This is a genomic window from Pelagimonas sp. (assembly GCF_058892305.1).
Window position 1 is genome coordinate 55,795 of the sequence record NZ_JBZXVN010000006.1, and the last position, 23,605, is coordinate 79,399.

Here is a 23,605-nt window from a genome sequence, read left to right on the forward strand (position 1 = left end):
GAGGACTCCTATGGCTTTTGAACTATCGTCTTTTCAAGCAATTCAAGAACACGGTTTTGATACCGTCATTGATGTACGAAGTCCTGCAGAGTTCGCAGAGGACCATATACCCGGCGCTATTAACTTGCCGGTACTGGACAACGAAGAGCGTGCAGTGGTTGGCACAATTTACAAGCAAGAGAGTCCGTTTAAGGCGCGAAAAATTGGAGCCGCTTTGGTTTTCCGCAATTCGGCTGATCACATTGAGAACAGGCTCTGCCACCACGACGGCGCTTGGAAACCATTGGTTTATTGCTGGCGAGGTGGGAAAAGGTCGGGGTCATTTTCATGGATGCTGCGTGAGATTGGATGGCGCGCGGAACCAGTTGAAGGTGGATATCGCAGCTATAGGCGTCAGGTTACCAAGATGCTCTACGACACGCCCCTTGACTTGAGGTTTGTTCAGTTGGGCGGATACACTGGGTCCGCCAAAACGGAAATTTTGCACCGGCTGGGCGACATTGGGGTGCAGGTTCTTGACCTGGAAGCCACCGCAGAACATCGCGGATCGTTGCTTGGGGCACTGCCTCATGGTCAGCCAGCCCAAAAGCGCTTTGAAAGCAAACTAGTCCAGACTTTGAGTAACTTCGATCCCAATCGTGCCGTCGTCGTCGAAGCCGAGAGCAGCAAAATCGGCAATTTGAACCTACCACCGTCACTCTGGGAAGCTATGAAGAAGGCTCCTTGGTTTGTGGTTCATGCTCCCGTTCACGCGCGGGCCAAATATTTGTCTAAGACCTATCAAGAGGTTCTCGACAATCGCGAAGAATTGAAAGAACGCTTGCAGGCTTTGCGACATTTTCGAGGCCATGCTGTCGTGGATCGTTGGATGCAATTGATTGACAGCGGCGACAACCTAAAGCTGTGCCAAGCCTTGTCGCAAGATCACTATGACCCAGCCTATGACAAATCTATGCGTTCCGTTGCGCCCAAAACTTTGCGACGCTTTGACGTCACGGATCTGTCTGCTGATGCCGTTGATGGCGTGGCACATCAGGTTGCAACTGCACTTCAGAGAATGGCAATTTGACCGGTCTTTTCGGTTGTTCGACCAATAAGTGCTGATCTATAACCCGCTTTTTTCAACGACGCCATAACGGGTTCAGTGTCCCCTTCGACGGCAGCCAAAAGGCCACCGGCGGTCTGTGGATCAAACAAAAGGTCACTTTTAGGTGTCGACGGGATATTCGGCAAAACCCGTTTGTTTTCTGCAAAAAGGGATGAGCGAATTTTCAGTGACGCCAGTTCAATGGCCCCTGGAAACGTCGGAACCGCAGCCAAATTTAACTCTGCCCCAACGTGTGAGGCCTGACAGATATTCATTACATGCCCCGCTAACCCGAAGCCGGTAACGTCGGTGAGGGCTGTCGCGGTCGCTAAAATCTGTGCGGCTTGCGCCTGAGATTGGCACATTTGCTCAAGTGCAAAAGCTACCCAGTCACCCTTAGACAGCCCGGACATTTCTGCAGCCATCAAAACTCCGGATCCGATAGGTTTTGTCAAAATCAATGCTTGGCCAGGCGAGGCACCGGAGATTGTTATTGGTGGGGCCTCACAAAGTCCGGTCACGGTGAAACCAATTGTTAGCTCGCTGCCCTGTGAACTGTGCCCCCCTGCGATGACTGCTCCGGCTTGAGAAAAGACCTGATCCGCGGTGATCATAATCTCATGCAACGACCGAGCCGCCAAATTTGACGACATCCATGGCAAAATTATTGTGGCCGTGGCAACTTGCGGCGTTGCCCCCATCGACCAAATATCACCCAATGCATGATTTGCTGCAATTTTCGTCATTGTAATTGGGTCATGAACAAATGCCCTGAGGTGGTCTGTGCTGATGACCTGATGTTGACCATCTTTGCAAATGACCGCGGCGTCATCTCCCGGAAGGACACAAATGTCTGGCCTGTCTGGTATGGCGCGTTGGCTTAGGGCATGTTTCAAAGCCGATTGGCCAATTTTGGACGCGCAGCCACCACATAATTGGGTATCTCCAAGGTCCGTCTTTAGGCCTGCTGCATGCTCAACAGGGAGCTCGAGTTTGCGAGGAAACGGCAAATTCTGAAACTTGGACATGAATTTTTGGTCAATGTGGTTCTTCCATTTCCAAACAGCTGGCCCCTGAAAAGCCACACCGAACCTGTCGCCGAGCGCCGACTTGTTCCCCAAAGAAATCAATTTCAAATAGTCTTTTTGAGGTCGATAGCGTACCATTTCCCCTGTTTCGGCAAGCGCGGCCCGCAAATTTGTAAACAAAGCATCGGCTTGTCGGACAGCATAAACGCCGGCCTTGGGACGCGGTGTCTCCGACATATGCGCACAATCTCCAACCGCGAAAACCGCCGTGTGTGAGCTTTGCAAAGTTGGTGAAACCTCTATGAAGCCGTCCTTCAATTTAAGGCCGGTGCCGAGTAACCAAGGATGAGGCGTGGCCCCCGCAGCGCCGCACACAAAATCGGCGGGGATGAGCCTTTTATCTTTTAAAACAATCCCCTGCCCCGAAACTTCAGACACTTTTGCGTGTTCTACGAGGTCGATGTTGTACGAAGTCAACTTAGAAATCAGTTTTGCTCGGGCTGTTTGCCGCAAAGAGCCAACGACCGTGTCACTATCTATCAAAGTGACTTTGTAGTCGCGCTGGCGGACGGACATGGCATGAGCAAAGGACAGGGCGATTTCTACGCCAGCGATCCCGCCACCGATAACGGCGATCTTGGCAAAACCTGATTTCTGACAATAATTGTCCCATGCGCTTGCAAAAGCGTCGAGAGGCTTGGCAGGGGTCGCATGTTGCGTAAAACCTTGAAGCGCCGGCATTTCACTTGTTATCCCGACATCAATAGACGCGATGTCAAAGTGAATTTTCAATCCATTCTCAAGTGACACGAACCGTTCCACTTGATCGAGTCCTGACGCCCTTCCTAGGATAACTCTGGCCCCGGCAAATCGGGCCAATTGGATCAAATCAATGTCCAAATCTGATCGCCGGTAGTGACCGGCGAGAAACCCGGGGAGCATTCCCGAGTAAGCCGCCGTAGGGCCCGGGTTTACTAAAGTCACTCTAACGCCCGGTAGCGGATTCATCCCCCATTTTCGCAAGACCAAAGCATGACTATGCCCACCTCCAACCAAAACAAGATCACGGGTGACTGGGAAATCGTTTTTCTGCATTCCGGACTCCTACACAGAGCCAGTTACCATGTCTCAAAAGTTTGGCCTATCACAATCGGATAACAGCTAGGTGTTGGCGCGAAGAACGACGTAGAACCCGTGTTACCTCATGTTGAAAACTGAATACTCGCCCTCTTCGAGACACCCGCGCTTTTCGATTGTGACACCGTCATCGGGTGACCGGTTCACACAGTCATCCAACCTATCATCTATCGCATAACGAATGGGTCCGGAATCGGATCATCGCTTGTACGCAACCATACTGTTTTCACCTTGGTATAATCCAACGCAGCTTGCATCCCGCCCTCACGTCCATGACCGGAAAGACCGTGACCACCAAATGGAGCGATTGGGCTCACGGCGCGATAGGTGTTAACCCAAACGATACCGGCCCGAATCCCACGGATCATGCGGTGTGTGCGGGTCAAATCCTTGGTAAAGACACCAGACGCGAGCCCAAAGGCGGTATCGTTGGCAAGCTGAAGAGCCTCTGCTTCGGTATCGAACCCGAGCACTGACAAGATCGGTCCGAAAAATTCCGACGTGAGGCATGGCGCATCTGGCGCGTCAGAACAATCAATGATTGTTGGCGGAAAATATAGACCATCACGATCAACGGGTGCCCCCCCTGAAAGGAGCGTTGCGCCAGTCGCTTGTGATGCAGCAATAAGATCGACCGCGGTTTTCATTTGGCCCTGGGTACAAAGTGGACCAACCTCTGTTGCCATGTCATCCGGTGGCCCGATGACGACGGCCTCGGCTTTTTCTTTGAGCCGTGCAAGGAAGACGTCTTTGATTTCATTTGAGACAATCAGCCGAGATCCAGCCACACAGCTTTGTCCCGAAGCTGCGAAAACGCCAGAAACCTGAGCGTTGACCGCACTTTCGATATCCGCGTCTTCAAAAACGATGAAGGGTGATTTGCCGCCAAGCTCCAGAGATGTTGACGCAAGGTTTTCCGCCGAATTTCGGACGATATGGCGCGCTGTGTCTGGTCCCCCCGTAAAGGCCACATGGTCAACCTTTGGGTGCGCCGTCAACACAGAACCGCATTCTGCTCCAAACCCTGTGATGACATTCAAAACACCGGGAGGAAAACCGGCCTTGTCGAAAATCCGCGCAAACTCCAACATCGGTGCTGGCGCGTCTTCTGAGGCTTTCAACACCACGGTACAGCCAGCCGCCAGTGCCGGCCCAATCTTGACCGCAGATAGAAAAAGCTGCGAATTCCAGGGGACAATAGCTGCCACAACACCAATCGGTTCACGCCGCAACCATACATCCATATCCGGTTTGTCGATGGGAAGATGCGCGCCCTCAATTTTGTCGGCAAGCCCTGCATAGTAGCGATAGTACTCTGCGACATAGGCAATCTGAGCCGAGGTTTCTCGGATGATTTTGCCGGTATCCCGCGTTTCTATTTCGGCCAAGGCCTGCGCATTCTCTGCAATCAAGTCGGCCAATCCATACAGCAGTTTCCCGCGTGCAGAGGCCGTCATATTGGCCCATGCCGGGTTAAAAAAAGCAGTCTGGGCGGCGGCGACGGCGGCTTCTACGTCATCGACACGCGCCTCCGGCATCAGTGCCCAAACAGCGCCCGTCGCAGGGTCACGACTTTCGAATTGGGCACTGCCATCCGAAAAGCCACCACCGATATATTGCTGAAACTGCTGCATGATCTTTCCTTAGTCGAAGGCTGGCATTACGTCGCTTATGAACCGTTCGAGTGAGGCTTGCTTGCGCTCAAAACTCATACCGCTGTCGATCCAAAATGAATATTCATCATATCCAAGTTCTTCATAGCGCTTAATCCGCGCAATTGCGTCTCTGGGCGTTGCGATAACATTGTCACGTAACATTGCCTCGGGTGTGTAAAAGGGATGCGCGGCAATCTCGTCATCTGAAAGCGGTGCAATAAGGCCCTGAGAAACAGAACGTTCGTTCTTGAACCATGCGCCGAAGTAACAATAGAAGCGATTGATTTCCTCGGCTGCGCGCTGCGCATCCTCTGCATTTTCCGCAATGTAGGTATGGTTTAAAAGCATAATTTCGGGGCGAGGCGTATCGGGGTACTTAGCACAGGCCGCGTTAAATGTTTCCATCAATTTGGTGATTTCTGCGTCCCCCTGCCAAAGCGGCGTAACCTGGACGTGACATCCGTGAGAGATGGCAAATTCATGGCTGTTTGGGTCACGCGCTGCCACCCAGATGGGTGGCCCATTTTCCTGAACCGGCTTGGGCGAAGAGGTGGTCTTTGGGAAGGAATGATAGGTGCCTTCTTGCGCGTAGTCCCCTGTCCACAACCCCTGAACAGCCGGAACCAATTCACGCATTCGCTGACCGGCATCCCAAGCATCCATGCCCGGCACCATGCGCTCGTATTCATAACTATACGCACCGCGCGCGATACCCAACTCAAGGCGGCCATCGGTCATCATGTCGGTCATGGCGGCTTCGCCAGCCAATCTAATAGGATGCCAGAATGGAGCGATGACCGTGCCCGTGCCAAGACGGACGTTTTTGGTTTTCCGCGCCAAATCAACAAGGTTCAAAAACGGGTTCGGCGCAATAGTGAAATCCATACCGTGATGTTCACCCGTCCAAACCGCATGCATTCCGCCGTCATCCGCAATTTTTGCGAGGGCTACAAACTCATCGTACAACCTGCGCTGATCTTGATCAGCCGATGTCCGTTCCATATGGACAAAAAGTGAAAATCGCATTGTGGTTTCCCTATGCTAGCGGGCGGACTTGGCCGCTGTTTTGATTTCCGTAGTAGACGCCAAAGTCGCCAATGGCCGCTTCGCGCCCCAATCGCTCAAGCATGGTGAGAATGGCCGGATCGGACACATCATCTAAAGCGGTCGTGGTGAGTGGCACAAACGCGCCTTGTTTTGGATCGCCCAGCGAGGCTGAACACAAAAACACGATATGTTGACGTTTGCGGGCGACATCTTCGAAAATCGAATAGATGAACCCAGGTTGGGCCGTCAGGCCCGTCGCATCAATTAGGCTTTGTACTGCGGCCGTTGTGCCTTGGCTGTTTACAATCGTTTCTGGTAAACACAAACCGCCGTTTGTGTCATCGACCAACAAAACGGTGCCGTCACGTTCAATCACCGTTGAAACGATAAGATTGCCGTTTTGAGCCAAGGCTTCTGCTGTCATGGCCGGTGTCACATAGGCACCACGAGCATACCCCAATCCTGGGATCGGGGTATCTTCAAAGGCCATGACCGCTCCGATCAGGATAACATGGTCCCCTGCATCAATGATTTTATGCATTGCACAATCAAACCATGCGGAAACACCATCAATGACGGGGGATCCAAACGGGCCGTTTTGCCAATTTACCGTTGCAAAGCGATCCGCAACAGGGCGTGCAAAGGTATTGGAAACGTCGACCTGCGTTTCCGCTAGGATGTTGACCCCAAATCCATCAGCCGATGTTAAGGCCTCGTAATTCTTTGAGGTTTTGGCCAAACAGACCAACAGCATCGGCGGTTCAAGCGACACAGAGGTAAACGAATTTGCGGTAAAACCAATTGGATCGCCATCTTTACCATAGGCCGTCACAACGGTCACACCTGTCATGAAACTGCCAAAGGCATTTCTCAACGCACGAGGGTCAAGCTGTGTCACGTCTTTTTCTCCAACTTGTTGGGCATCTTCAACCAGTCCGCCAGATGTGCGTTAGAAACCTCTGGCGCGGTTAAGCTCACCATGTGACGGTGACCTTCGATGACAATTGCGTGGCCGTCGGCGGCACCTGCAACCATCGCCCGAGACATCGCAGGGGTTGAGTTGGGATCATCGCCCCCAGTCAATGCCACGAACGGGCATGTAATCTTGGAATACTGTCCGGCATAGGTCGCATCCCCCTGCGCAAAGGCGGTATAGGCCGTCGAATATCCGTCCGGTTGCACGGCTCTTAACCACCCAGCTACGTGATTTCTCGCGGCGAGATCAGTGGCACTTTCACCAAACCAGCGGGTCAACGGTGTTTCCCGGTCAATCTTACCCTCTTTGATCTGGTCAGCACGGGCAATCACAGCCGCCCGTGATGTTTCATCTCGACGAAAGACGGCGTTCAACAAACAGACCCGCGTCGTCAACTCCGGGTGATCCACTGCAAATCCCCCCGCAATCAACGCACCCATCGAATGGCCAGCAACGCTAACCGGTCCCACCTGCAAGGTCTGAACAACGTCATGAAACCATGCAACAAAGTCCCGTAAATCGCTACCTGGCGCAATCGGGCTACTCCCCCCATGCCCAGGCATATCAACTGCGATCACCCGATGGGTCTTGCCCAGCTCGGTGATTTGCGGCCCCCAGGCCGCCGATTGCATTCCCACACCGTGGATAAGAAGCAAGGGTGCGCCGCTCCCTTGATCGCGAAGAGCGACGCGCAGACCGGACTTAGACAGACGCAGGGTTGTCAAGGTCATGCCCAAGTTCCTTTAGGTCTTGATACCGATCCCCAATCCGATGATGCGGACGCCCTCCGACTGAGGCCCCCAATGCAATCAGAATTTCGTCGCAAGCGGGCGCGTCTGCTACGGATGTCTGAATCGTCAGGTAGTGCGACCTCCGCCCCCCATCGTCCTTATCCATCAACGGGATCATCAAAGGCGCATTGGCCGGACCGCGTGTGTTGCAGAATGACAAATAGGACTTGGCATTGACCGCATTCCGGTAATGGTTGCCGAAACGAAGGGTGTGTATCAGCGCCGAGGCGTGTTCGATCTCACCATTGAGGCCAACAATCCCAGCTTTGCCGTATCCTTCTACTTTGTCGCCACCTCCGGCCGCATCCAGTACCATTTCGGTCAGCATCGCGCCAAGACCGGAGGCGCAATCGCGGATTTCCGGAGAGAGATCTTCAACGAACCCCCGTCCCGCCCATGGATTGCGGATGACCGCAATTGCCGCGATCAATTTCAACGGCGTCTCAGCGGCCTTTCCACCTTCGATAAGAGTATTTTCAAGATGCAAAAGTGTCTTGCGAATGACTGCAGGCATGGAGTGTCTTCCTTCGGAATCAGTATGTGTCGTATTATGGTATACCATAAGACAATATGTCAATCATACTATTCATTCCCGCATCGTGCTGCTATACTGCCTCCATGGAACAGTCTGAAATGACGCTGAAAAAAATAGATCAAGCACCGCAAACTCTGCGTGATATCGTCCAAAGCCGCCTGCGAGAGGCCATTCTAAACGGGGGGTTCGCGCCCGGGTCGCGATTGGTCGAGCGCCCCTTGTGCGAGCAGCTGGGAGTCAGCAGGACAGTTGTGCGCGAAACGATTCGTTATCTGGAGGCCGAAGGTCTGGTCGAGATAATCCCAAATCGCGGCCCCATCGTTGCGACGCTCACTTGGGATCAAGCCAAACAGGTTTATGACATTCGAAGACAGCTCGAAGGATCAGCCGCGGCCGCCTGCGCACAGTTACAAACCCCGGAGTTTGCCCCCAAATTTTCGGCAGCATTGGCCGCACTTCAAATCAAAGTGCATGACACCGAATGGGCGGACTTTCTGCAAGCAACCACGCATTTCTACCACCTGATTTTTCAAGAAGCGGGCCATAGTATTGCTTGGGAAATCGTGCAGCGTTTGAATGGACGGATCAGCCGGTTGCGCACGGTCACCATCACCGATCAAAGCCGTGAGCGCTCAGGAATGAGCCACATGGTGGCGATCCATGACGGGATTATAAGTGGTGATGCCCAACGCGCGAAACAGGCTGTCGAAGACCACATCCGGGACGCAGAAATGGTTGCCAACCGTTTTCTGAACGCCAAAGTCGGAGACTGAGAATGGCAAAAGGATATTGGATCGCCTTTGTTACAGTGACAGATGCAGATCGCTATGCAGGCTATCAGGAACACGCACCTAACGCGTTTAGAAAATACAACGCGCGCTTTCTTGTACGAGGCGGTGACGCAGAGACGCTCGAAGGGAATGATTTTCAGCGCCATGTCGTCATAGAGTTTGACACCAAAGATCAAGCGCTGGCTTGCTACAATTCCCCCGAATACCAAACGGCACGCGCGCATCGTCATGCGGCTTGTGTCGCCAATATCGTTATCGTCGAAGGCATGCCCGACATCGACAAACCGTCATAAGGGCACCATCATTAGCGTCATGACCATTTCCGAGTATTTCGGATCACATCCAATAGGAATGGGCTGAAACGCACTTTGATGATGTCAAACGCCTGCTTGGTTTCACGCCCTCAAAAACCGAGAATGGGCAAACATTTGTGCCGGGTTCATTGTGCTATGTTTTCGTCGCACAATTGTTTCAAAGCCCGCTCGCCCACATCAGTGCTTTTCTTGTAGATCTACTCAAACCTTGAGAGTCATATCGGCCAACATCGAATGGGTCGCAACGACTTCGGCATTGCGCAGGTCATTTGCTTCGGCGCGGATGATCGCCTGATCAGGCGTTAACCCATGCGCCAACCACCGATCGACCAAACGCGCCCGAAGAATGTGGGTCGGGACATCAAGCAAAATAGAAAAATCCCATAGATCCGTCAGCTCACGCCAACTAGGTGACTCTAACAAGAGGTAGTTGCCTTCGACAATCACACAATCGCAGGTCTCAGAAATCACACCCGCTCCAGCAATCGCAAGGTCGCGCTCCCGGTCGAAGGTTGGAAAGAACACGGTCTCTGACAGAGACAGCGCCGTCACAAGTCTTTGCAAGCCATCCACATCGAACGTCTCTGGGGCCCCTTTGCGATCAAGCAGACCGCGCGCGGCCAAGATTTGATTGTCGAGGTGAAAACCATCCATTGGGACAACCGATGTGCAAGACCCCGCCTTTGTCATCGCCTCTGCAAGGACGTGGGACAGGGTGGACTTGCCAGACGCCGGAGAACCGACTAGCGCAATAAGCTTGCGCCGCCCCGCGCGAGGCGCCGCCAGAACACGATCCAGCAGAGCCTCGGCAGTTTTTTCTAGGTCGCTCACACCTTGTCCTGTTCCGGGGGTTCTTTGGCCCCGGTCATAAAGGCAACCGCGTCAGACATGGTATAGTCTTTGGGGTCGATCGTGCAGAGCCGCTTCCCCAGACGGTGAATGTGGATCCGGTCGGCGACCTCAAACACATGCGGCATGTTGTGGCTGATCAGGATGATCGGGATACCACGGGCCCGCACGTCCTGGATCAACTCCAAAACTTTACGGCTTTCCTTGACCCCGAGCGCAGCGGTTGGTTCGTCCATGATGATAAACTTGGTCGCAAAGGCCGCAGCACGCGCAACGGCAACACCTTGGCGTTGGCCACCCGAAAGGGTCTCGACCGGCTGCTTGATGGACTGGACCGTCATCAACCCAAGTTCTGTCAGCTTTTCACGCGCAAAATTCTCCATCGCCGGCTTGTCCAGCATACGCAGGATTGTTCCCATCCATCCTTTCTTGCGGATTTCGCGGCCGGTGAACATATTGTCGGCAATCGACAGCGCCGGAGAGAGAGCGAGGTTCTGATAGACAATCTCGATCCCCATTTCACGCGCCTCGATTGGCGAGTTGAATTTGACTGGGGTGCCTTCGATCAGGATTTCACCTTCGTCAGGTATAGTGGCACCGCAGATCGCCTTGACGATCGACGATTTTCCGGCACCGTTGTCCCCAATGACAGCAAGGACTTCACCGGGCCGAAGTTCAAAATCGGAGTGATCAATCGCAGTCACGTGGCCGTAGCGCTTCACGATCCCGCGGGCTTGCACAACAGGAGTGGTCATTATGCTGAAACCCTTCTGATCCATTGGTCGATAGCGACCGCGATGATGATAAGCCAACCGATGGCAAAGACTTGCCACAGGACGTCTACCCCCGACATCCGTAGGCCAGATCGAAACACGCCGACAATCAGGGCACCAAAGAGTGCGCCGAGAATTGAGCCGCGCCCACCAAAGAGTGAGATCCCGCCAATAACCACAGCTGTGATCGAGTCGAGATTGCCTTCATAGAAGGACTGCGGAGAGATAGACCCAACGCGACCAATCGAAGCCCAACCAGCGAGAGCGCAGACAAACCCCGAAAGACCATAGACGGATAGCAAGGTACGGTCGGTCCGGATTCCTGATAGGTCGGCCGCTTCTTTGTCATCGCCAATGGCGTAGACATGGCGGCCCCAAGCGGTCTTGTTCAGCAAGAACCAAAGCGCCACAAACACCACGATCATCAACAAGGCACTTAGCGTAATCCGCGCTCCACCAATGTTAAATGCGGCCCCAAAGAATTTCAAAAACGGGGCTTCGGCATCAATGTCTTGCCCCCGGATGGACTGCGCCCCCGAAAGCCATAGCAGCAGCGCATAAAAGATCGACCATGTTCCCAACGTGGTGATAAACGGAGGCAGCTTGATTCGGGTGATAAACCAACCGTTCATCACACCGGCCCCCACCCCGCCGACCAGCCCGGCGAAAATGGCGAGCACCGAGGGCACGCCGGCAAAGACCGCAAGGTTGCCCATCACAACCGACATCAGCACCATAATTGCGGCAACCGAAAGGTCGATCCCTGCGGTCAGAATGATGAGCGATTGGGCCGCGGCCAAAATCCCAATGATCGACACCTGTTGCAGGATCAGACTAAGATTGAAGGCCGAGAAGAATTTTCCACCCGCAATCACCCCGAATGCAACAAGGCTTAGGACCAAGACAATCACCGGGACAAGCGTCGGGTTGTTATGAAGCACATGCTGAATACGTTTCAGCACCGTGTGATGTTTGACTTCGAATGAGGCGACCTTGGTATCACTTTGATTCAAGGTCTGTTCGAACTCTTGGCCTTTTTTGGCCGGTATTGTCGATTCAGACATGACTCTCTCCCTTGCCGCAAGCGTATCTGCGGCGTCAGATTCCGTCAAAAAATTGATTGGTTGAAGCGGGATGGCAGGGCACCGAAGCGCCCTGCCATAAAGATCAATTGAGAATTAACCCCAGCACTTCTTCAGACCTTCGGCCGAAGAGATGGAAGGAACACCATCCACCGGCTCATCGGTGATCAACTCAACGCCGGTGTTGAAGAAATCCAACCCTTCGCTGTTTTGTGGTTTTTCGCCGGTGTCAGCAAAGACCTTGATCGCTTCAATACCTTTGGAGGCCATCAGCAAAGGGAATTGCATTGAGGTCGCGCCGATCACACCGCCAGCAATGTCGTTCACGCCAGGGCAGCCACCGTCAACAGACACGATCAGGACACCGTCCTCTTTGCCGAAAGATTTCAGCGCCTCATAGGCACCAGCAGCGGCAGGTTCGTTAATGGTGTAAACAAGATTGATGTCGGGGTCGATTTGCAGCAGGTTTTCCATCGCGGTACGCCCGCCATCAGGTGAACCATTGGTCACATCGTTGCCAACGATACGCGGATCATCTTCGTCACCAATGTCGGTCGGATCTTTGATGTCGATTCCAAAGCCTTGCAAGAAGCCATTGTCACGCTGATAGTCCACCGAGATTTCCGAAGCGTTCAAATCCAGCAAGGCAATCTTGGCATTGGCGGCATCATCGCCCATCTTCGCCTTGGCCCACTCGCCGATCAAAACACCCGCTTTAAAGTTATCGGTCGCGAAAGTCGCATCAGCGGCGTCAATGGGTTCAAATGCAGTATCGAGGGCAATCACCAATGCGCCTGCCTCACGGGCCTGTGTGATCACCGGAACCAGCGCGCGACTATCTGTTGGGGTGATCAGGATACCCTTTGCGCCAGATGCAATACAGGTTTCCACAGCGGCCACTTGGGTTTCGACGTCGCCGTCATACTTGCCTGCAAAAGTCGACAGATTGATTCCGTTGGCTTCGGCAGCGGCAGACGCGCCTTCCTTCATCTTGACGAAGAAGGGGTTGGTGTCAGTCTTGGTGATTAGGCAAGCATTGGTTTCTGCATAAGCAGCACCCGCAAAAACGGTCATTGCCAAGGCCGAAGTGGTCATTAGGGTTTTCATGTTTTCCTCCCACAAGAAACTTTTCATGTTCTGAACAGAGCTCCTCCCCTGTCCAGGCCTGCAACGGTCAAATTAGCAGGTCTGCTCCTAAAAGGCCTGATTCCTATGCGCCTGTCAATAAGTAAGTTAACTTTACTAACTAATGTTTTTGAGTTTATCTTTTAATTCATTCGGGAGGCAACTATGGTCCGCACTATGGACGGAGACATCATCAGAGGGCAAAGCGCCGGCGTGAACCAACGTGGTATTCGCGACCACAACGAGCGCTTGATCCTATCCATTCTTCAACGCCATCGTGCCGTCCCTGCTGCCGACTTGGCGCGGCGTACCGGACTATCCAAACCCACAGTGTCAACCATCCTGCGAATCCTAGAAGAAGATGGCCTGATACGGCGTGGGGCCCCTGTTCGTGGCAAAGTAGGAAAGCCCTCGATTCCGATTGAACTGGAACCGGACGGTGTTCTTTCGGTCGGATTAAAAATCGGGCGACGAAGTGCGGATTTGTTGCTCCTCGACTTCTCAGGCCGTGTGCGCAGCCAGATTCACCGAACCTATGATTATCCGATGCCCGACGCTGTTTTTGGCTTCCTAAAAGAGGGGCTGACAACGCTTCTCGGAGGCATTCCCGCTCACCTGCGCAACCGCGTGTGTGGGATCGGAATTGGCACGCCCTTTGAGCTTTGGAAATGGCATGACCTTGTCGGGCTCTCTGCTGATAAGTTCCGGTCCTGGAAGGATGTCGATTTCGCCGCCGAAGTTGCGGCGTTCAGCGACCTTCCTGTTTTTGTGGTCAATGATGCGACGGCTGCGTGCCATGCCGAACATCTGTATGGTCTAGGACATGAGTACCGTGACTACGCCTATTTTTTCATTGGCTCCTTTGTCGGCGGCGGCGTGGTCCTGAATGGAACGGTGTTTGAAGGCAACCAAGGAAACGCAGGCGCTTTGGGATCGATGCGGAGCACCGGACCGCTTGGGGAGGCACAGCAATTGATTGATGTCGCGTCCATCCATCTGTTGGAAGCGCGTCTGACCGAAAGCGGCATTGATCCTGCTATTCTCTGGCAACAGCCTCAGGATTGGAGCGGTTTGTCCCGACATGTTGAGCCATGGATCGGCCAAACAGCGCAGGAATTGGCCAAGGCATCACTGTCGATTTGCTCGGTGATTGACTTCGAAGCCGTTCTGATCGACGGAGCTTTCCCCCCCGATGTGCGCACCGAACTCGTCGAGAGAACCCAACGCTATTTAGTCAATCAAGACAAAAGAGGCTTGATTGAACCTCGGATTGAGGCCGGGAATGTCGGCCGCAATGCCCGAGGCATCGGCGCAGCCAGCAGTCCAATATTCTCCCAGTTTCTCCTGAACACAAATGCGGGTCTATCTGCGATTTAGGGTCAGATGTGATCCATTTGAGAGGTATGATTTGCGATCCTCCGTCCATGGTCCGCCATGACGGGGTGGCTACCCTTTCAGGTGGACGAAACCACGTCGCGGTTTGGTACCGGTCTTGTAGCGTTGCTAGGTCCTGTTGACATTGAACGACACCCTTTGAGTGTACAGCCAAGGTTTACGAAGCTCTGATAGTTTCGCGTCAAGGTGTCGTTCCGGGGCGTGATTCTTCGGAAGTGTTTGATACCCACCACAGCGTTGCGGTCTTTGTAAGGCTCTGGATCGCCCCAATGTTTGAGCGTCAGCGCCCCCTTTTTGCGCGCCGGCATTGTACTGGTCTGCCCGGACAATCGCGCTGTCGACGGGGAGGTGTTCGACGTCGGCTTCTTCCGTTATCGCATTGAAAACGCGCCGAAATACCAAGTGACGGCACCAGTGGGTGACGCGGATGTAGGCTGAGTTCCATTTGTCGAAATGGTCCGGCCAGGCTCGCCATTGCGACCGGTCCGCGCGCGCCAGAGGATAGCTTCCATGACTTAGCGATTGTCGCGACCAGTGCGGCCTGGATCTGTCGATTTGCCGGGCAAATGCGGTTCCAGCTTCGCTGAGATGCGATCAGTCAGCTGCTCATGCTGTCCCTCCAGCCAGCGATCAGCTTGGATCACAAACAAAACAATCTATGAACCCTGAATGGCAAAATGATCTAGCGCTCTGGGCCGTTTGGTACTCATGCAATCTATCCCGCACCCAATCATCCGACTTGCCCCTTCATTCCTGACCGTTTCCCTGTGTTGAACCGCGGTCAGAAACCGTGCAGGTTGCGTGCAGCCAGTGTTATTCACAAGCCAACTTCCTAAAAATTGTAGCCCCCTGCCCCCAGAAAGGACATGCCGATGAAAGGCGATCCCAAGGTAATCGAAGCGCTTAACGATGCACTCCGCCACGAGCTCACAGCAGTCAGCCAGTATTGGCTGCACTATCGTCTTCAGGACGATTGGGGCGTTGGCAAAATGGCCAAGAAAAGCCGCGAAGAAAGCATCGAAGAGATGGAGCACGCAGATAAATTGATCGAGCGGATCATTTTCCTAGGCGGCCATCCAAACCTCCAAAAGCTTGACCCGCTTCGTATCGGCCAAAACGTTCTTGAAACGCTCGAAGCGGACCTAGCGGGCGAACAAAGCGCTGCTGCGCTATACCGTTCGGCGCGCGACACCTGCTTTGAGGCCAAGGACTATGTGTCCATGAAGCTCTTCGAAGAGCTACTCGCCGATGAAGAGGGGCACATTGATTTCCTCGAAACACAGCTTGAGTTGTATCACAAACTTGGTGAAGCCAACTATATGCAGCTCAACGCAACGCCCTATGACGAAGCCGAGTGAAACAACTCCTTTTATCGTCTGAAGCGCCTGCCCAATTTGGGCAGGTGTTTTTTTGTTAGCCCCCACGACAGGTAACGCCCGGGATCGGCTTAGGGTCCCACCCCTAGAAATTTGCGCTGAGCATCACGGCAATGTTTCTCTCGGACCCCTGATATTGTTTGATCGGCTGATAGTTTTCATTCAGCAAATTATTCGCAACAACAGACAGAGAAAACTGGTCAGTGATGTCTGCGGTCAGTCCAAAGTTGACCGTATGATAGGCATCCGCCTTGTCCGAAACGGCCCCATCAGATCCCCGTTGTTTGGCCTGGCCTTCACCCGCGATATTCAAATCCCATTCGCCGATAACACCGCCCAAGGACCAATCCCGACGCAGCCCTATCTTGCCCGCGAACTCTGGCGTTCCACTGTCTGTAGTCTTGTAGCCATTGGCAAAAGTGAACTCGCGTTGCAGGTATTCCGCCTCAAGGTAGGGGCGCAGGTTCCAAAGGGGTGAACGGTACTCCGCACTGATTTCGACACCCCAGGTTTTGGCCTGATTAATGTTCACATAGGTGCTATTGCCCGACGTTCCTATGGCTTCGGTGGTGATGTAATCCTGCGCGTCGGAATAGAACACCGTGCCATCAAAGGTCAGGGCCTCGTGATCTATTCGAGCGCCAATTTCATAGGTTGTCGATGATTCCGGATCGAGATCAGGATTGCCAAGCGTGACACCGCTGCCGCCGGCAGTGGTTTCAAGGTATAGCTGTGCCAGGGTTGGATATTTGTAGCCCTGACTGACATTTGCCCGCAGCGCGACGTCCTCGGACGGTTTGTAGACAAGCCCCAACGCCCCAAGCCAACGGCTGTCGCTATTGCTATCTTTGCCCCGCGCGGTCCCGTTGACAACATCGCTATGCAGGTCACTCTCAACACGATAATAACGAGCGCCGATCGTCGCCGTCAAAGCGTCGTTCAACACCGCTTCGTGCTGACCATAAAGGGAAAGTGTTCGAATGCTTGCATCTGATTTCCGCGTTGTCACCGACGGAAATGGCGCAAAAGGCGAGGTTGTTCTGGTATATTTGTCCGAGACGAGCCCATCATCCTCATAGCTAAACCCCAACACCATCCGGTGCCCCGCAAAAAGTTGAAGTTCGGCCTGACCGTTTAACCCCCATGTTTCCTGCAAATCGTCCGATGTCGATAAGATATTCATCGTCATGCCCGGCCCCATGGCGACATCCAAATCGTTGATAAATGCGCGGTCGATCTCTTGTTTATAGGCGTCTATTTTCAGTGACCGAAGCCAGGGAGTGAGATCCACACCTTCGTAAAAGGCGCTGTATTTGCGCAAATCCCGTTTGGGCAGGTCGATAAAGAAATCCGGGTCGCCGCTCCAAACGCCGGCAGCAAGATCGTGGTCCTGCGCGCGAACACCGAAATAGTGGTTGTCCTGTCGAAATCCCAAGAAAGCGGCGATATCTTGTGTGTTCGTATATGAGTTTTCCAGCGGTCCGTCCGGCGTTTCCACGTCACCATGTTCGGCTTTGTCCCACGACAAGCGGTAGTCGACTTTCCCCGATGATCCCCCAAAGGAAAGCGCGCCTTGCTTGCCATCGGTTGCGGAGAAATACCCAAGGTCAACGGTTCCCTGAAACGGTTTTTCGCCGCCCCGTTTGGTGATGATGTTGACCACACCGCCAATGGCATTGTTGCCCGAGATCACCGAGGATGATCCGCGCACCACCTCGATCCGTTCAATATTCGAAGGAGACACGAGGATCGGTGTCCCATATCCGGTGTGATCGGTGAGCGGTTGCCCATCAATCATGATCGCCACCCGTTGCGAGCTTTCGCCACGAATGGTGATCCGCTCAATGCCGCTTTGGGTCACCCGAACACCGGGAACTTGATCGAGAATGCGCGCGACAGAACTACGCGGAACACGTTTTATGTCCACCTGGTCAATGGCCGTTACCGACGCGGGGTTGTCCCGAATCTCTGTCGGAAGCCCTGTCCCGACCACAACAATTGTCCCCAAATCCAAGGGGGTGTCTTGGTCTTGGGCTTTGACTGGAGCTGACAGGACCGCCATCGCAGCGATCAGGGCTAAGACAGATGTGGCTCGGTTCAGTGTTAGGGAGTGTGGCATGAGCTTTCCTAGATGCAGAGTGAGGAGCACCTGGCGGAACGCTGGGGTCATTGATGGCAATAATACCAACATCCTTGCCGCAGGAACATGCGGAAAAGCACTTCCTTACAAAAACAGTAAGATATGTGACATTTCCCCTACAGCTATAGGAAATACCCCTCTATTCAGATCAGTGTTCCGGCAACATTTTCGGTGTCACCTCAAAGCCGATGCGTTGCACCTATTTAGAACGGCAAAGATGCGGTCACGCGGTTTGCTTGGCGAGGGCCCGTAATCCACAAAGCTCTGCCGGGACGTCGGAACTTGCGATTTTCAAGTTCGGATTGGCGCGCATCGTATCGAGAAAAAGAGGCACGCAACCGCCGCAATCCGCCTTTTTCCCAAGCGCATGATAGACCTTGCCCGGCGTTATCAAAGTCACTGAATCCGAGGCGCGCATCCAATCAATTGCGGCGTGAATGTCTCGACAGCTGATGTTTTGGCAGGAACAAATAATCATGGCGTCACTTGGTTAGAATGAGCTTGCCGGATTTGGTGATCCGCAGCGTGTAGTGTTTGTCATCCAAGGCAATTGTCGCCTGATTGCCACCTTCGGTCAGATGCAGCGCATCATATAGCGGGTTTTGCGCAACCGGCATGTAGCCTGATCTGGGTGCTTGGTCTTCATCTTTGGGATCATCAGACATATTCGACAGGTTATCCAAAATCCATTCAATCGGGTCCGCATCGCAGCAACTCACGCTTTGCAGCAAGTCAAAATCACGACGCAAATCATAGCAACAAAGCGGTGTGTTGGTCTTTTCCATGACGCACCTTTGACAAAGTCACTTAAGAGCGCCGCCTTTCTGACTGATTCAGTCGGATAAATCAAGTCTGACTTTTTTAGTCTGAATTATGCAAGCGCAGATGCTGACCATCTCCCGGTTTGCTTGCCAAATAACGTCTTCGAAACCGGTCGGAAAAGACGTCGCAAAACCATTGTCGCCGTAGTCCTCTCCACACTGTAAAAGGCCCCAAAGGGGCCTTCTTTAGGTCAATTCGTACTCTGAAACGCTTTACATATCGGCGAAAACTGCCCGTAGGGATGCTTCAAACCCACGAAGCTCTGCCTTGAGCCTATCGCGTTCATCAAAGCTCTTGGCGATTTCGGTTTCGGTTTTATCCAGCGCCTCAAGATAGCGATTGCGCAACGCATCCTGTTTCACACTTTCAAGGTTCTCTAACAGGCGCTTTTGCTCCTCGCCCAACTCCTTGTAGCGCGTATTGGCGGCGGAATGCGCCTCGCGCACCTCTTCGAACTTCACCTTCAAGTCGCTGGCCTGTTCAAACGCTGCCTTGTGGGCCGCGCTCAAATCGACCTGACCGCTTTCAATATCGGCAAGTACGGTTGCGAAATCACTGGCCCCTATGCGGACCCGTTTTTGGTAGGTTTTGCGTTCAACCAGTGAAATTTCACCTACGCTATCCTTGACCGGGGCGGTGATGCGATACACGCCATTGATCTGTTCCGATGACCCGTTTGTGCTGTCCAACTTGCCAAAGCCAACCGGGTGCTCAACGGTGAATACATCCGCCATCTCGGGCAATGTTCCCGAATAGGTGGTTGTGCGGGTGTCTTCAAAATCCAGTGTCAAACGACCGTCTTGATAGACCACCGTTGTCAAACGAATGCCGCGATCCTCTAGTGTGCGAATGTCGCTCCCGGTGACGGCGGCAAAGGGCAGCAGGGTCGATTGCCCGGCCTGCATTCCCAAAAACGGCGCATCCCCGACAAATCCGTTTTCATCCTGAACCGAGACAAGCCCCGAGGCCAATGCCTGATCCGAGGTGATGGACGCCGCCATCAAAATAGTGCCGCGCCGTTCCGCCGGACGATAAAGACCTCGGATTTTTGGTTCGATCGCCAGATCAAGATACATCAGGTTGGCGGTGCGCCCGTCCTTGAGGTCTACCGCATCGGGTAAAGCATAGCGCAGGATGCCGCTGCTATCCAATGCATCACCGGCTGAGGCTCTCCCTGATGCCGGGGCCGGTCGCGGGGCGCTTGGCGACGCTGATCTAGCTGAGTTCATTGACAAAAGCCCCATCCCAGCCGGGCTGGCTTTGACTCGGATCGCCTCGGGTTTGGCGGTGTCATCTTTGCTGCGGCTGACGAAATGCGGGTCAATTAGGTCACGCTGAAAGGCCACGGGGGATCCGGTGGTTAAGGTCAGATCGACCTTGTCCCAATCCGCACCAGATACGTTTTCGAAAGTCGCCCAGCCCTGCAAACGCCCCTCATCCAACAATAAGCGCCAAGAGTTTTTCCAGGCGGCGGCTTCGGTCACATAGGACAAGTTAATGGCGCGTTGGCTGTCGGCCTCAAGAGTGAGGTCAAATTGGCGGGTGGCTTGGCTCACCTGTCCGGCATCCAGCGCCTTGGCCAGACGCGCGGCAATCTTTTCGGAAAAGCCAACAGTGACACCGGGCGTAAGGATGAATTCGCTCACACCCGTGCCCGACAAAAGGATCACGGCGGCACGATCAACAAGTTCGCCACCCTCAACGGCGGTAAAATGGCGAAGGCCCATGACCTGACCGGTGAGTTTGGACGTCGCGCTAGAGAGTGAAACGGTTTCACCTTTGAGCGCAAACAACAGCTGCTCTGTGTCATGTGGAATGCCGCGAGCAAAGGCTGTTTCGCGCAAGGCCGCCGCCGCAGACCCCGGTGTGTCGGTTTGCAAATCAACCACGCCCCCGGCCGGATCGCGCACCACAAGTGACGCCAACACATCGCTTGAGGCGGCTTCGGGCACTGTGAAGCTGATGAGGTTGCCGTTTGCCTCTGCGCTCATGGTGTAGCGCGCAATCCCGGCCTGACCCAACTCAATCTGGGTGATTTCGGGGGCGGTTTGCGCGGAGGCAAACCCCGATAGGCAGGTGGTGATCATCAAAAGGGCGGAAAAGCTTGTTTGGAAACGGCGCATGGCGCTCTCCTTTTTAATAAGGCGGGTTGTAATTTGGCCGCCCCGATAGGGCGCGGTTCTGTCTTCACTAAGCCTGAAGAGCCCACGCATGGCACTGGGGGATTTCCCCCAGTTTTCCCCGGCACAATTGGGGTGTTTCCCCGATCCCGCAACCCGTCCGCGTTCGGCATGATGAGGATGTCGAGAGGCAAAACACAGCGCTCCCCGACAGACAGAAACCTCAAGCGCCGGGCGTTCCGGCATCATCTACAAAGGGATTAAGACCATGTTTGTTAAGACAGCTTTCGCCACCGCCATCATCGCTCTTGCCGGAGCCGTTGCCACCCCAAGCCACGCCCGGGGCAACTGTAAAGACGTCTATGTCATCGCCCACAACGAGACCGGCGGGCTGATCAAAGTGATCGACATGAACTTTATGATTTCGGGATACGGCAAGAAATCGGAACCGATCCGCAACGTCGACATTCCCAACGGTCAATCGTTCTCCGACACCCGCAATTTTGAACACGCCAACGAGCGTCAGACCCAGGTGACGATCCTGTATCGCACCCGCACCAACAACAAGCATTTCAACAAATGGAGCGGCATCAAACGCGCCTCGTCGACCTTTCAAGAATGCAAACGCAACCGCACCTTTAGCGTTGATTTGACGGACTAAACCCAACGACCACCCCCATTTCGCAAAGGACAAACCGATGAAACCTGTAATCAAACGCGTCTTGATGGTGCTGGCCCTTGGTTTGGCCTCTGCGACCATGACCCCTCCAACGCAAGCCATCGCCAAAAGCTGCGGTGGCAAAGGTCAAAGCGCCTGTGCATGGCACAAACCCGGCCCGGAATGCCGCAGGTGGCTCCGAGAGATCGGCGGCATTTGCAAACCCTGCGGGGCACAAGGGCAAAAGGCCTGCAAGATCATCTCCAAGGGCAAGGCCTGCAAACCGGGCTTGTCCATCAAAAAGGGCAAATGCGTGCCAACAAGCAGCACGGTGATCGGCGGCATCGGCGATACGGTGAGCGGCGTGTTCTCGGGCAAGAAAAAGGAGAAAGTTCGCGCCGCCAGTAAAAAACACGGGGCCGAAATTGCCACAATTGCCCGCCAAATCTCGGCCGCTTTGCCAAGCGGTCGTGAGGCCAAGGCCCTTGTCAAAGCCATCAAGGATCAGGACGGCAACACCTTGCGGCGCCTATTGCGCAACAACCAAGAGTTGCGATCCAGTTTCGAGGCTTTGGAGCGCATGGGGTTCAAAACCATGACCGTCGGGATCGAAAGCAGCGGCGCGTTTTTCGCCGGTGGGGCCCATGAGACCGGGTTTTCCATGGATCTCGATTTTGACAAAACGCCCCGGCTTTATACGACGACGTCGCTCTCTGGTGGCTATCACTTTGGTGGCGGCAATGATCTGGTGTTCTCATTCTTTCGCGCCAGTAACAACCGAATTGACGGCCACGCCTTTGGGTCGATTGCCGAATTTGATGCCGGATCAGGGGTTGGGATAAACATGTGGTTTACCGCAAAACCCTTTGATTTCGCGGGGTTCACCCTTGGGATTGGCATTGGCAGTGTTGGCGGCGGCGGAGCGCTCACCTACGCTTTGACAAAAATCTGGAACTAATGGCGCGTCCCCCTCTAGGCTGAGGGGGCGCATTTTCTATTCTTCAATTTGACGGAGCCTTTGCATGAAACTCTCCCCATTGTCCCTCATCGCCTTTGTCGGCCTGTTGCCAAATTTGGCCCATAGCGCCGACACCGACACGTTGATGTCTTTGCGCGATGCCATCGCCCCCCAAGAATGTTCCTTATCGGAGGACATCGAAAGTCAGCCTTTTGGGTCAGGAACGCTGTACCAAGTCCCCTGCCGGACCACTATTGCCGATATGCTTTATGTGATGATTTTGGAAACCGAGACCGGATTGACACCGCTTTTCTTTCCTTTGTTTGGCACATCACTTGAGGCCGACCCAGACACCGGCGGGGCCCCTTATCAGATGCAAACCGGGCGTATTGGCGTGACACCGATCATTTCGTCGCCTGACATCCGGTCTGATGTTCGCACGATTTCAACCCGCGAACGCATCGCACCGGGTGTCGCGGACGGGCACTTTTCCACCAGCTACCAAGTTAACGGTTCCGGTCCTGAATTGCTCGACGCCTATGTCGACATCCAAGGTCAGGACAGGTTGTGGATTTGGCCGATCATAATGCCGCCCAAGGACCTTCACCAAGAGATTGGGTTATCACATGATTTAGGTGTGTTTCGCCCATTGGAGACGCCGCAGATCACGTTGGAAGACCCCAAAACAATCGCCACACATCTGGATCTGGATTTTCCGAGCGTCGAAGAAGGGCATCCCTATATCGACATCAAAATAGAGCAGGAGGGAGGCAGCCTTGCCGCCAATGTCATTTCGGCGGGATGGGCCGATGATTCCGTTGCAGGAGAGGTTTTTCGGGTTCTGATGGAAAAACAAGGTGATCTTTGGAGGGTCACGGGGTTGGGTGTTTTGACAATCTGCGGTCGCGGCGACAAACGCCTGACGGATGGGCGATGCCCCTAGGAT

Annotated in this window: 23 protein-coding genes; 9 read left to right on the top strand and 14 right to left on the bottom strand. The window is 53.9% G+C overall.

The features are described from left to right. The first annotated feature begins 10 nt into the window (after positions 1-10). On the top strand, positions 11-1,069 hold the full coding sequence (gene mnmH / locus AC5EFR_RS02790) for a tRNA 2-selenouridine(34) synthase MnmH (protein WP_493574439.1): 1,059 nt from the start codon (positions 11-13) through the stop codon (positions 1,067-1,069). Here mnmH and selD read toward each other — a convergent pair. From selD to AC5EFR_RS02820, 6 genes are all read right to left on the bottom strand, one after another. Further along, positions 1,051-3,210, bottom strand: a complete 2,160-nt coding sequence (selD, locus tag AC5EFR_RS02795; protein ID WP_493574440.1) for a selenide, water dikinase SelD — start codon at positions 3,208-3,210, stop codon at positions 1,051-1,053. The genes mnmH and selD overlap by 19 nt on opposite strands. A 209-nt stretch (positions 3,211-3,419) precedes the next feature. Further along, a complete protein-coding gene (locus tag AC5EFR_RS02800) occupies positions 3,420-4,886 on the bottom strand; it encodes an aldehyde dehydrogenase (RefSeq protein WP_493574441.1) in 1,467 nt (488 codons plus the stop codon). A gap of 9 nt (positions 4,887-4,895) precedes the next feature. After that, complete coding sequence (locus AC5EFR_RS02805; RefSeq protein ID WP_493574442.1) at positions 4,896-5,933, bottom strand: LLM class flavin-dependent oxidoreductase; 1,038 nt, start codon at positions 5,931-5,933, stop codon at positions 4,896-4,898. 10 nt (positions 5,934-5,943) lie between these two features. Next, complete coding sequence (locus AC5EFR_RS02810; protein ID WP_493574443.1) at positions 5,944-6,852, bottom strand: flavin reductase; 909 nt, start codon at positions 6,850-6,852, stop codon at positions 5,944-5,946. After that, entirely contained in the window at positions 6,849-7,661 is an 813-nt protein-coding gene (locus tag AC5EFR_RS02815; RefSeq protein ID WP_493574444.1) for an alpha/beta fold hydrolase, read from the bottom strand. Before AC5EFR_RS02815 ends, AC5EFR_RS02810 begins: the two co-directional genes overlap by 4 nt. Further along, positions 7,633-8,235, bottom strand: coding sequence for an amino acid synthesis family protein (locus tag AC5EFR_RS02820; protein ID WP_493574445.1), 603 nt, complete (start codon positions 8,233-8,235; stop codon positions 7,633-7,635). The genes AC5EFR_RS02815 and AC5EFR_RS02820 overlap by 29 nt, the downstream gene beginning before the upstream one ends. 104 nt (positions 8,236-8,339) lie before the next feature. Between AC5EFR_RS02820 and AC5EFR_RS02825 the strand changes: the two genes are divergently transcribed. Together AC5EFR_RS02825 and AC5EFR_RS02830 are read left to right on the top strand one after the other, a co-directional pair. Then, on the top strand, positions 8,340-9,029 hold the full coding sequence (locus AC5EFR_RS02825; protein ID WP_493574446.1) for a GntR family transcriptional regulator: 690 nt from the start codon (positions 8,340-8,342) through the stop codon (positions 9,027-9,029). 2 nt (positions 9,030-9,031) lie between these two features. After that, complete coding sequence (locus AC5EFR_RS02830; protein WP_493574447.1) at positions 9,032-9,340, top strand: DUF1330 domain-containing protein; 309 nt, start codon at positions 9,032-9,034, stop codon at positions 9,338-9,340. A 222-nt stretch (positions 9,341-9,562) separates the two neighbouring features. Here AC5EFR_RS02830 and AC5EFR_RS02835 read toward each other — a convergent pair whose 3' ends face one another. The 4 genes from AC5EFR_RS02835 to AC5EFR_RS02850 form a co-directional block, all read right to left on the bottom strand. After that, positions 9,563-10,192, bottom strand: a complete 630-nt coding sequence (locus AC5EFR_RS02835) for a nucleoside/nucleotide kinase family protein (RefSeq protein ID WP_493574448.1) — start codon at positions 10,190-10,192, stop codon at positions 9,563-9,565. Further along, complete coding sequence (locus AC5EFR_RS02840; protein WP_493574449.1) at positions 10,189-10,989, bottom strand: ATP-binding cassette domain-containing protein; 801 nt, start codon at positions 10,987-10,989, stop codon at positions 10,189-10,191. Before AC5EFR_RS02840 ends, AC5EFR_RS02835 begins: the two co-directional genes overlap by 4 nt. After that, positions 10,965-12,047 carry an ABC transporter permease gene (locus tag AC5EFR_RS02845; protein ID WP_493574450.1) on the bottom strand — a complete coding sequence of 361 codons (1,083 nt, stop codon included), beginning with the start codon at positions 12,045-12,047 and terminating at the stop codon, positions 10,965-10,967. Before AC5EFR_RS02845 ends, AC5EFR_RS02840 begins: the two co-directional genes overlap by 25 nt. A gap of 114 nt (positions 12,048-12,161) precedes the next feature. Further along, a complete protein-coding gene (locus tag AC5EFR_RS02850; RefSeq protein WP_493574451.1) occupies positions 12,162-13,172 on the bottom strand; it encodes a sugar ABC transporter substrate-binding protein in 1,011 nt (336 codons plus the stop codon). A gap of 195 nt (positions 13,173-13,367) precedes the next feature. On the opposite strand from AC5EFR_RS02850, the gene AC5EFR_RS02855 reads away from it, so the two are divergent. The 3 genes from AC5EFR_RS02855 (at position 13,368) to bfr (ending at position 15,943) form a co-directional block, all read left to right on the top strand. After that, on the top strand, positions 13,368-14,567 hold the full coding sequence (locus AC5EFR_RS02855) for an ROK family transcriptional regulator (protein ID WP_493574496.1): 1,200 nt from the start codon (positions 13,368-13,370) through the stop codon (positions 14,565-14,567). 291 nt (positions 14,568-14,858) lie between these two features. Continuing rightward, a complete protein-coding gene (locus AC5EFR_RS02860) occupies positions 14,859-15,023 on the top strand; it encodes a hypothetical protein (RefSeq protein WP_493574452.1) in 165 nt (54 codons plus the stop codon). Positions 15,024-15,457: 434 nt separating this feature from the next. Next, positions 15,458-15,943: a bacterioferritin gene (gene bfr / locus AC5EFR_RS02865; RefSeq protein WP_493574453.1), complete on the top strand. Its 486-nt coding sequence runs from the start codon at positions 15,458-15,460 to the stop codon at positions 15,941-15,943. A gap of 103 nt (positions 15,944-16,046) precedes the next feature. Here bfr and AC5EFR_RS02870 read toward each other — a convergent pair whose 3' ends face one another. The 4 genes from AC5EFR_RS02870 to AC5EFR_RS02885 form a co-directional block, all read right to left on the bottom strand. Continuing rightward, a complete protein-coding gene (locus AC5EFR_RS02870) occupies positions 16,047-18,080 on the bottom strand; it encodes a TonB-dependent receptor (protein WP_493574454.1) in 2,034 nt (677 codons plus the stop codon). A gap of 244 nt (positions 18,081-18,324) precedes the next feature. Beyond that, entirely contained in the window at positions 18,325-18,579 is a 255-nt protein-coding gene (locus tag AC5EFR_RS02875; RefSeq protein WP_493574455.1) for a (2Fe-2S)-binding protein, read from the bottom strand. A 4-nt stretch (positions 18,580-18,583) separates the two neighbouring features. After that, the gene (hemP, locus tag AC5EFR_RS02880; protein WP_493574497.1) at positions 18,584-18,718 is read right to left on the bottom strand and encodes a hemin uptake protein HemP; all 135 of its coding nucleotides are present in this window, start codon (positions 18,716-18,718) and stop codon (positions 18,584-18,586) included. Between the two features lie 417 nt (positions 18,719-19,135). Then, positions 19,136-21,046, bottom strand: coding sequence for a hypothetical protein (locus AC5EFR_RS02885; RefSeq protein WP_493574456.1), 1,911 nt, complete (start codon positions 21,044-21,046; stop codon positions 19,136-19,138). Positions 21,047-21,311: 265 nt separating this feature from the next. On the opposite strand from AC5EFR_RS02885, the gene AC5EFR_RS02890 reads away from it, so the two are divergent. The 3 genes from AC5EFR_RS02890 to AC5EFR_RS02900 all read left to right on the top strand — a co-directional run bounded on the left by AC5EFR_RS02890 (position 21,312) and on the right by AC5EFR_RS02900 (position 23,602). After that, positions 21,312-21,704, top strand: coding sequence for a hypothetical protein (locus AC5EFR_RS02890; RefSeq protein WP_493574457.1), 393 nt, complete (start codon positions 21,312-21,314; stop codon positions 21,702-21,704). Positions 21,705-21,741: 37 nt separating this feature from the next. Continuing rightward, the gene (locus AC5EFR_RS02895; protein ID WP_493574458.1) at positions 21,742-22,659 is read left to right on the top strand and encodes a hypothetical protein; all 918 of its coding nucleotides are present in this window, start codon (positions 21,742-21,744) and stop codon (positions 22,657-22,659) included. A 64-nt stretch (positions 22,660-22,723) separates the two neighbouring features. Beyond that, positions 22,724-23,602 carry a hypothetical protein gene (locus AC5EFR_RS02900; RefSeq protein ID WP_493574459.1) on the top strand — a complete coding sequence of 293 codons (879 nt, stop codon included), beginning with the start codon at positions 22,724-22,726 and terminating at the stop codon, positions 23,600-23,602. The last annotated feature ends 3 nt before the right edge of the window (positions 23,603-23,605 follow it).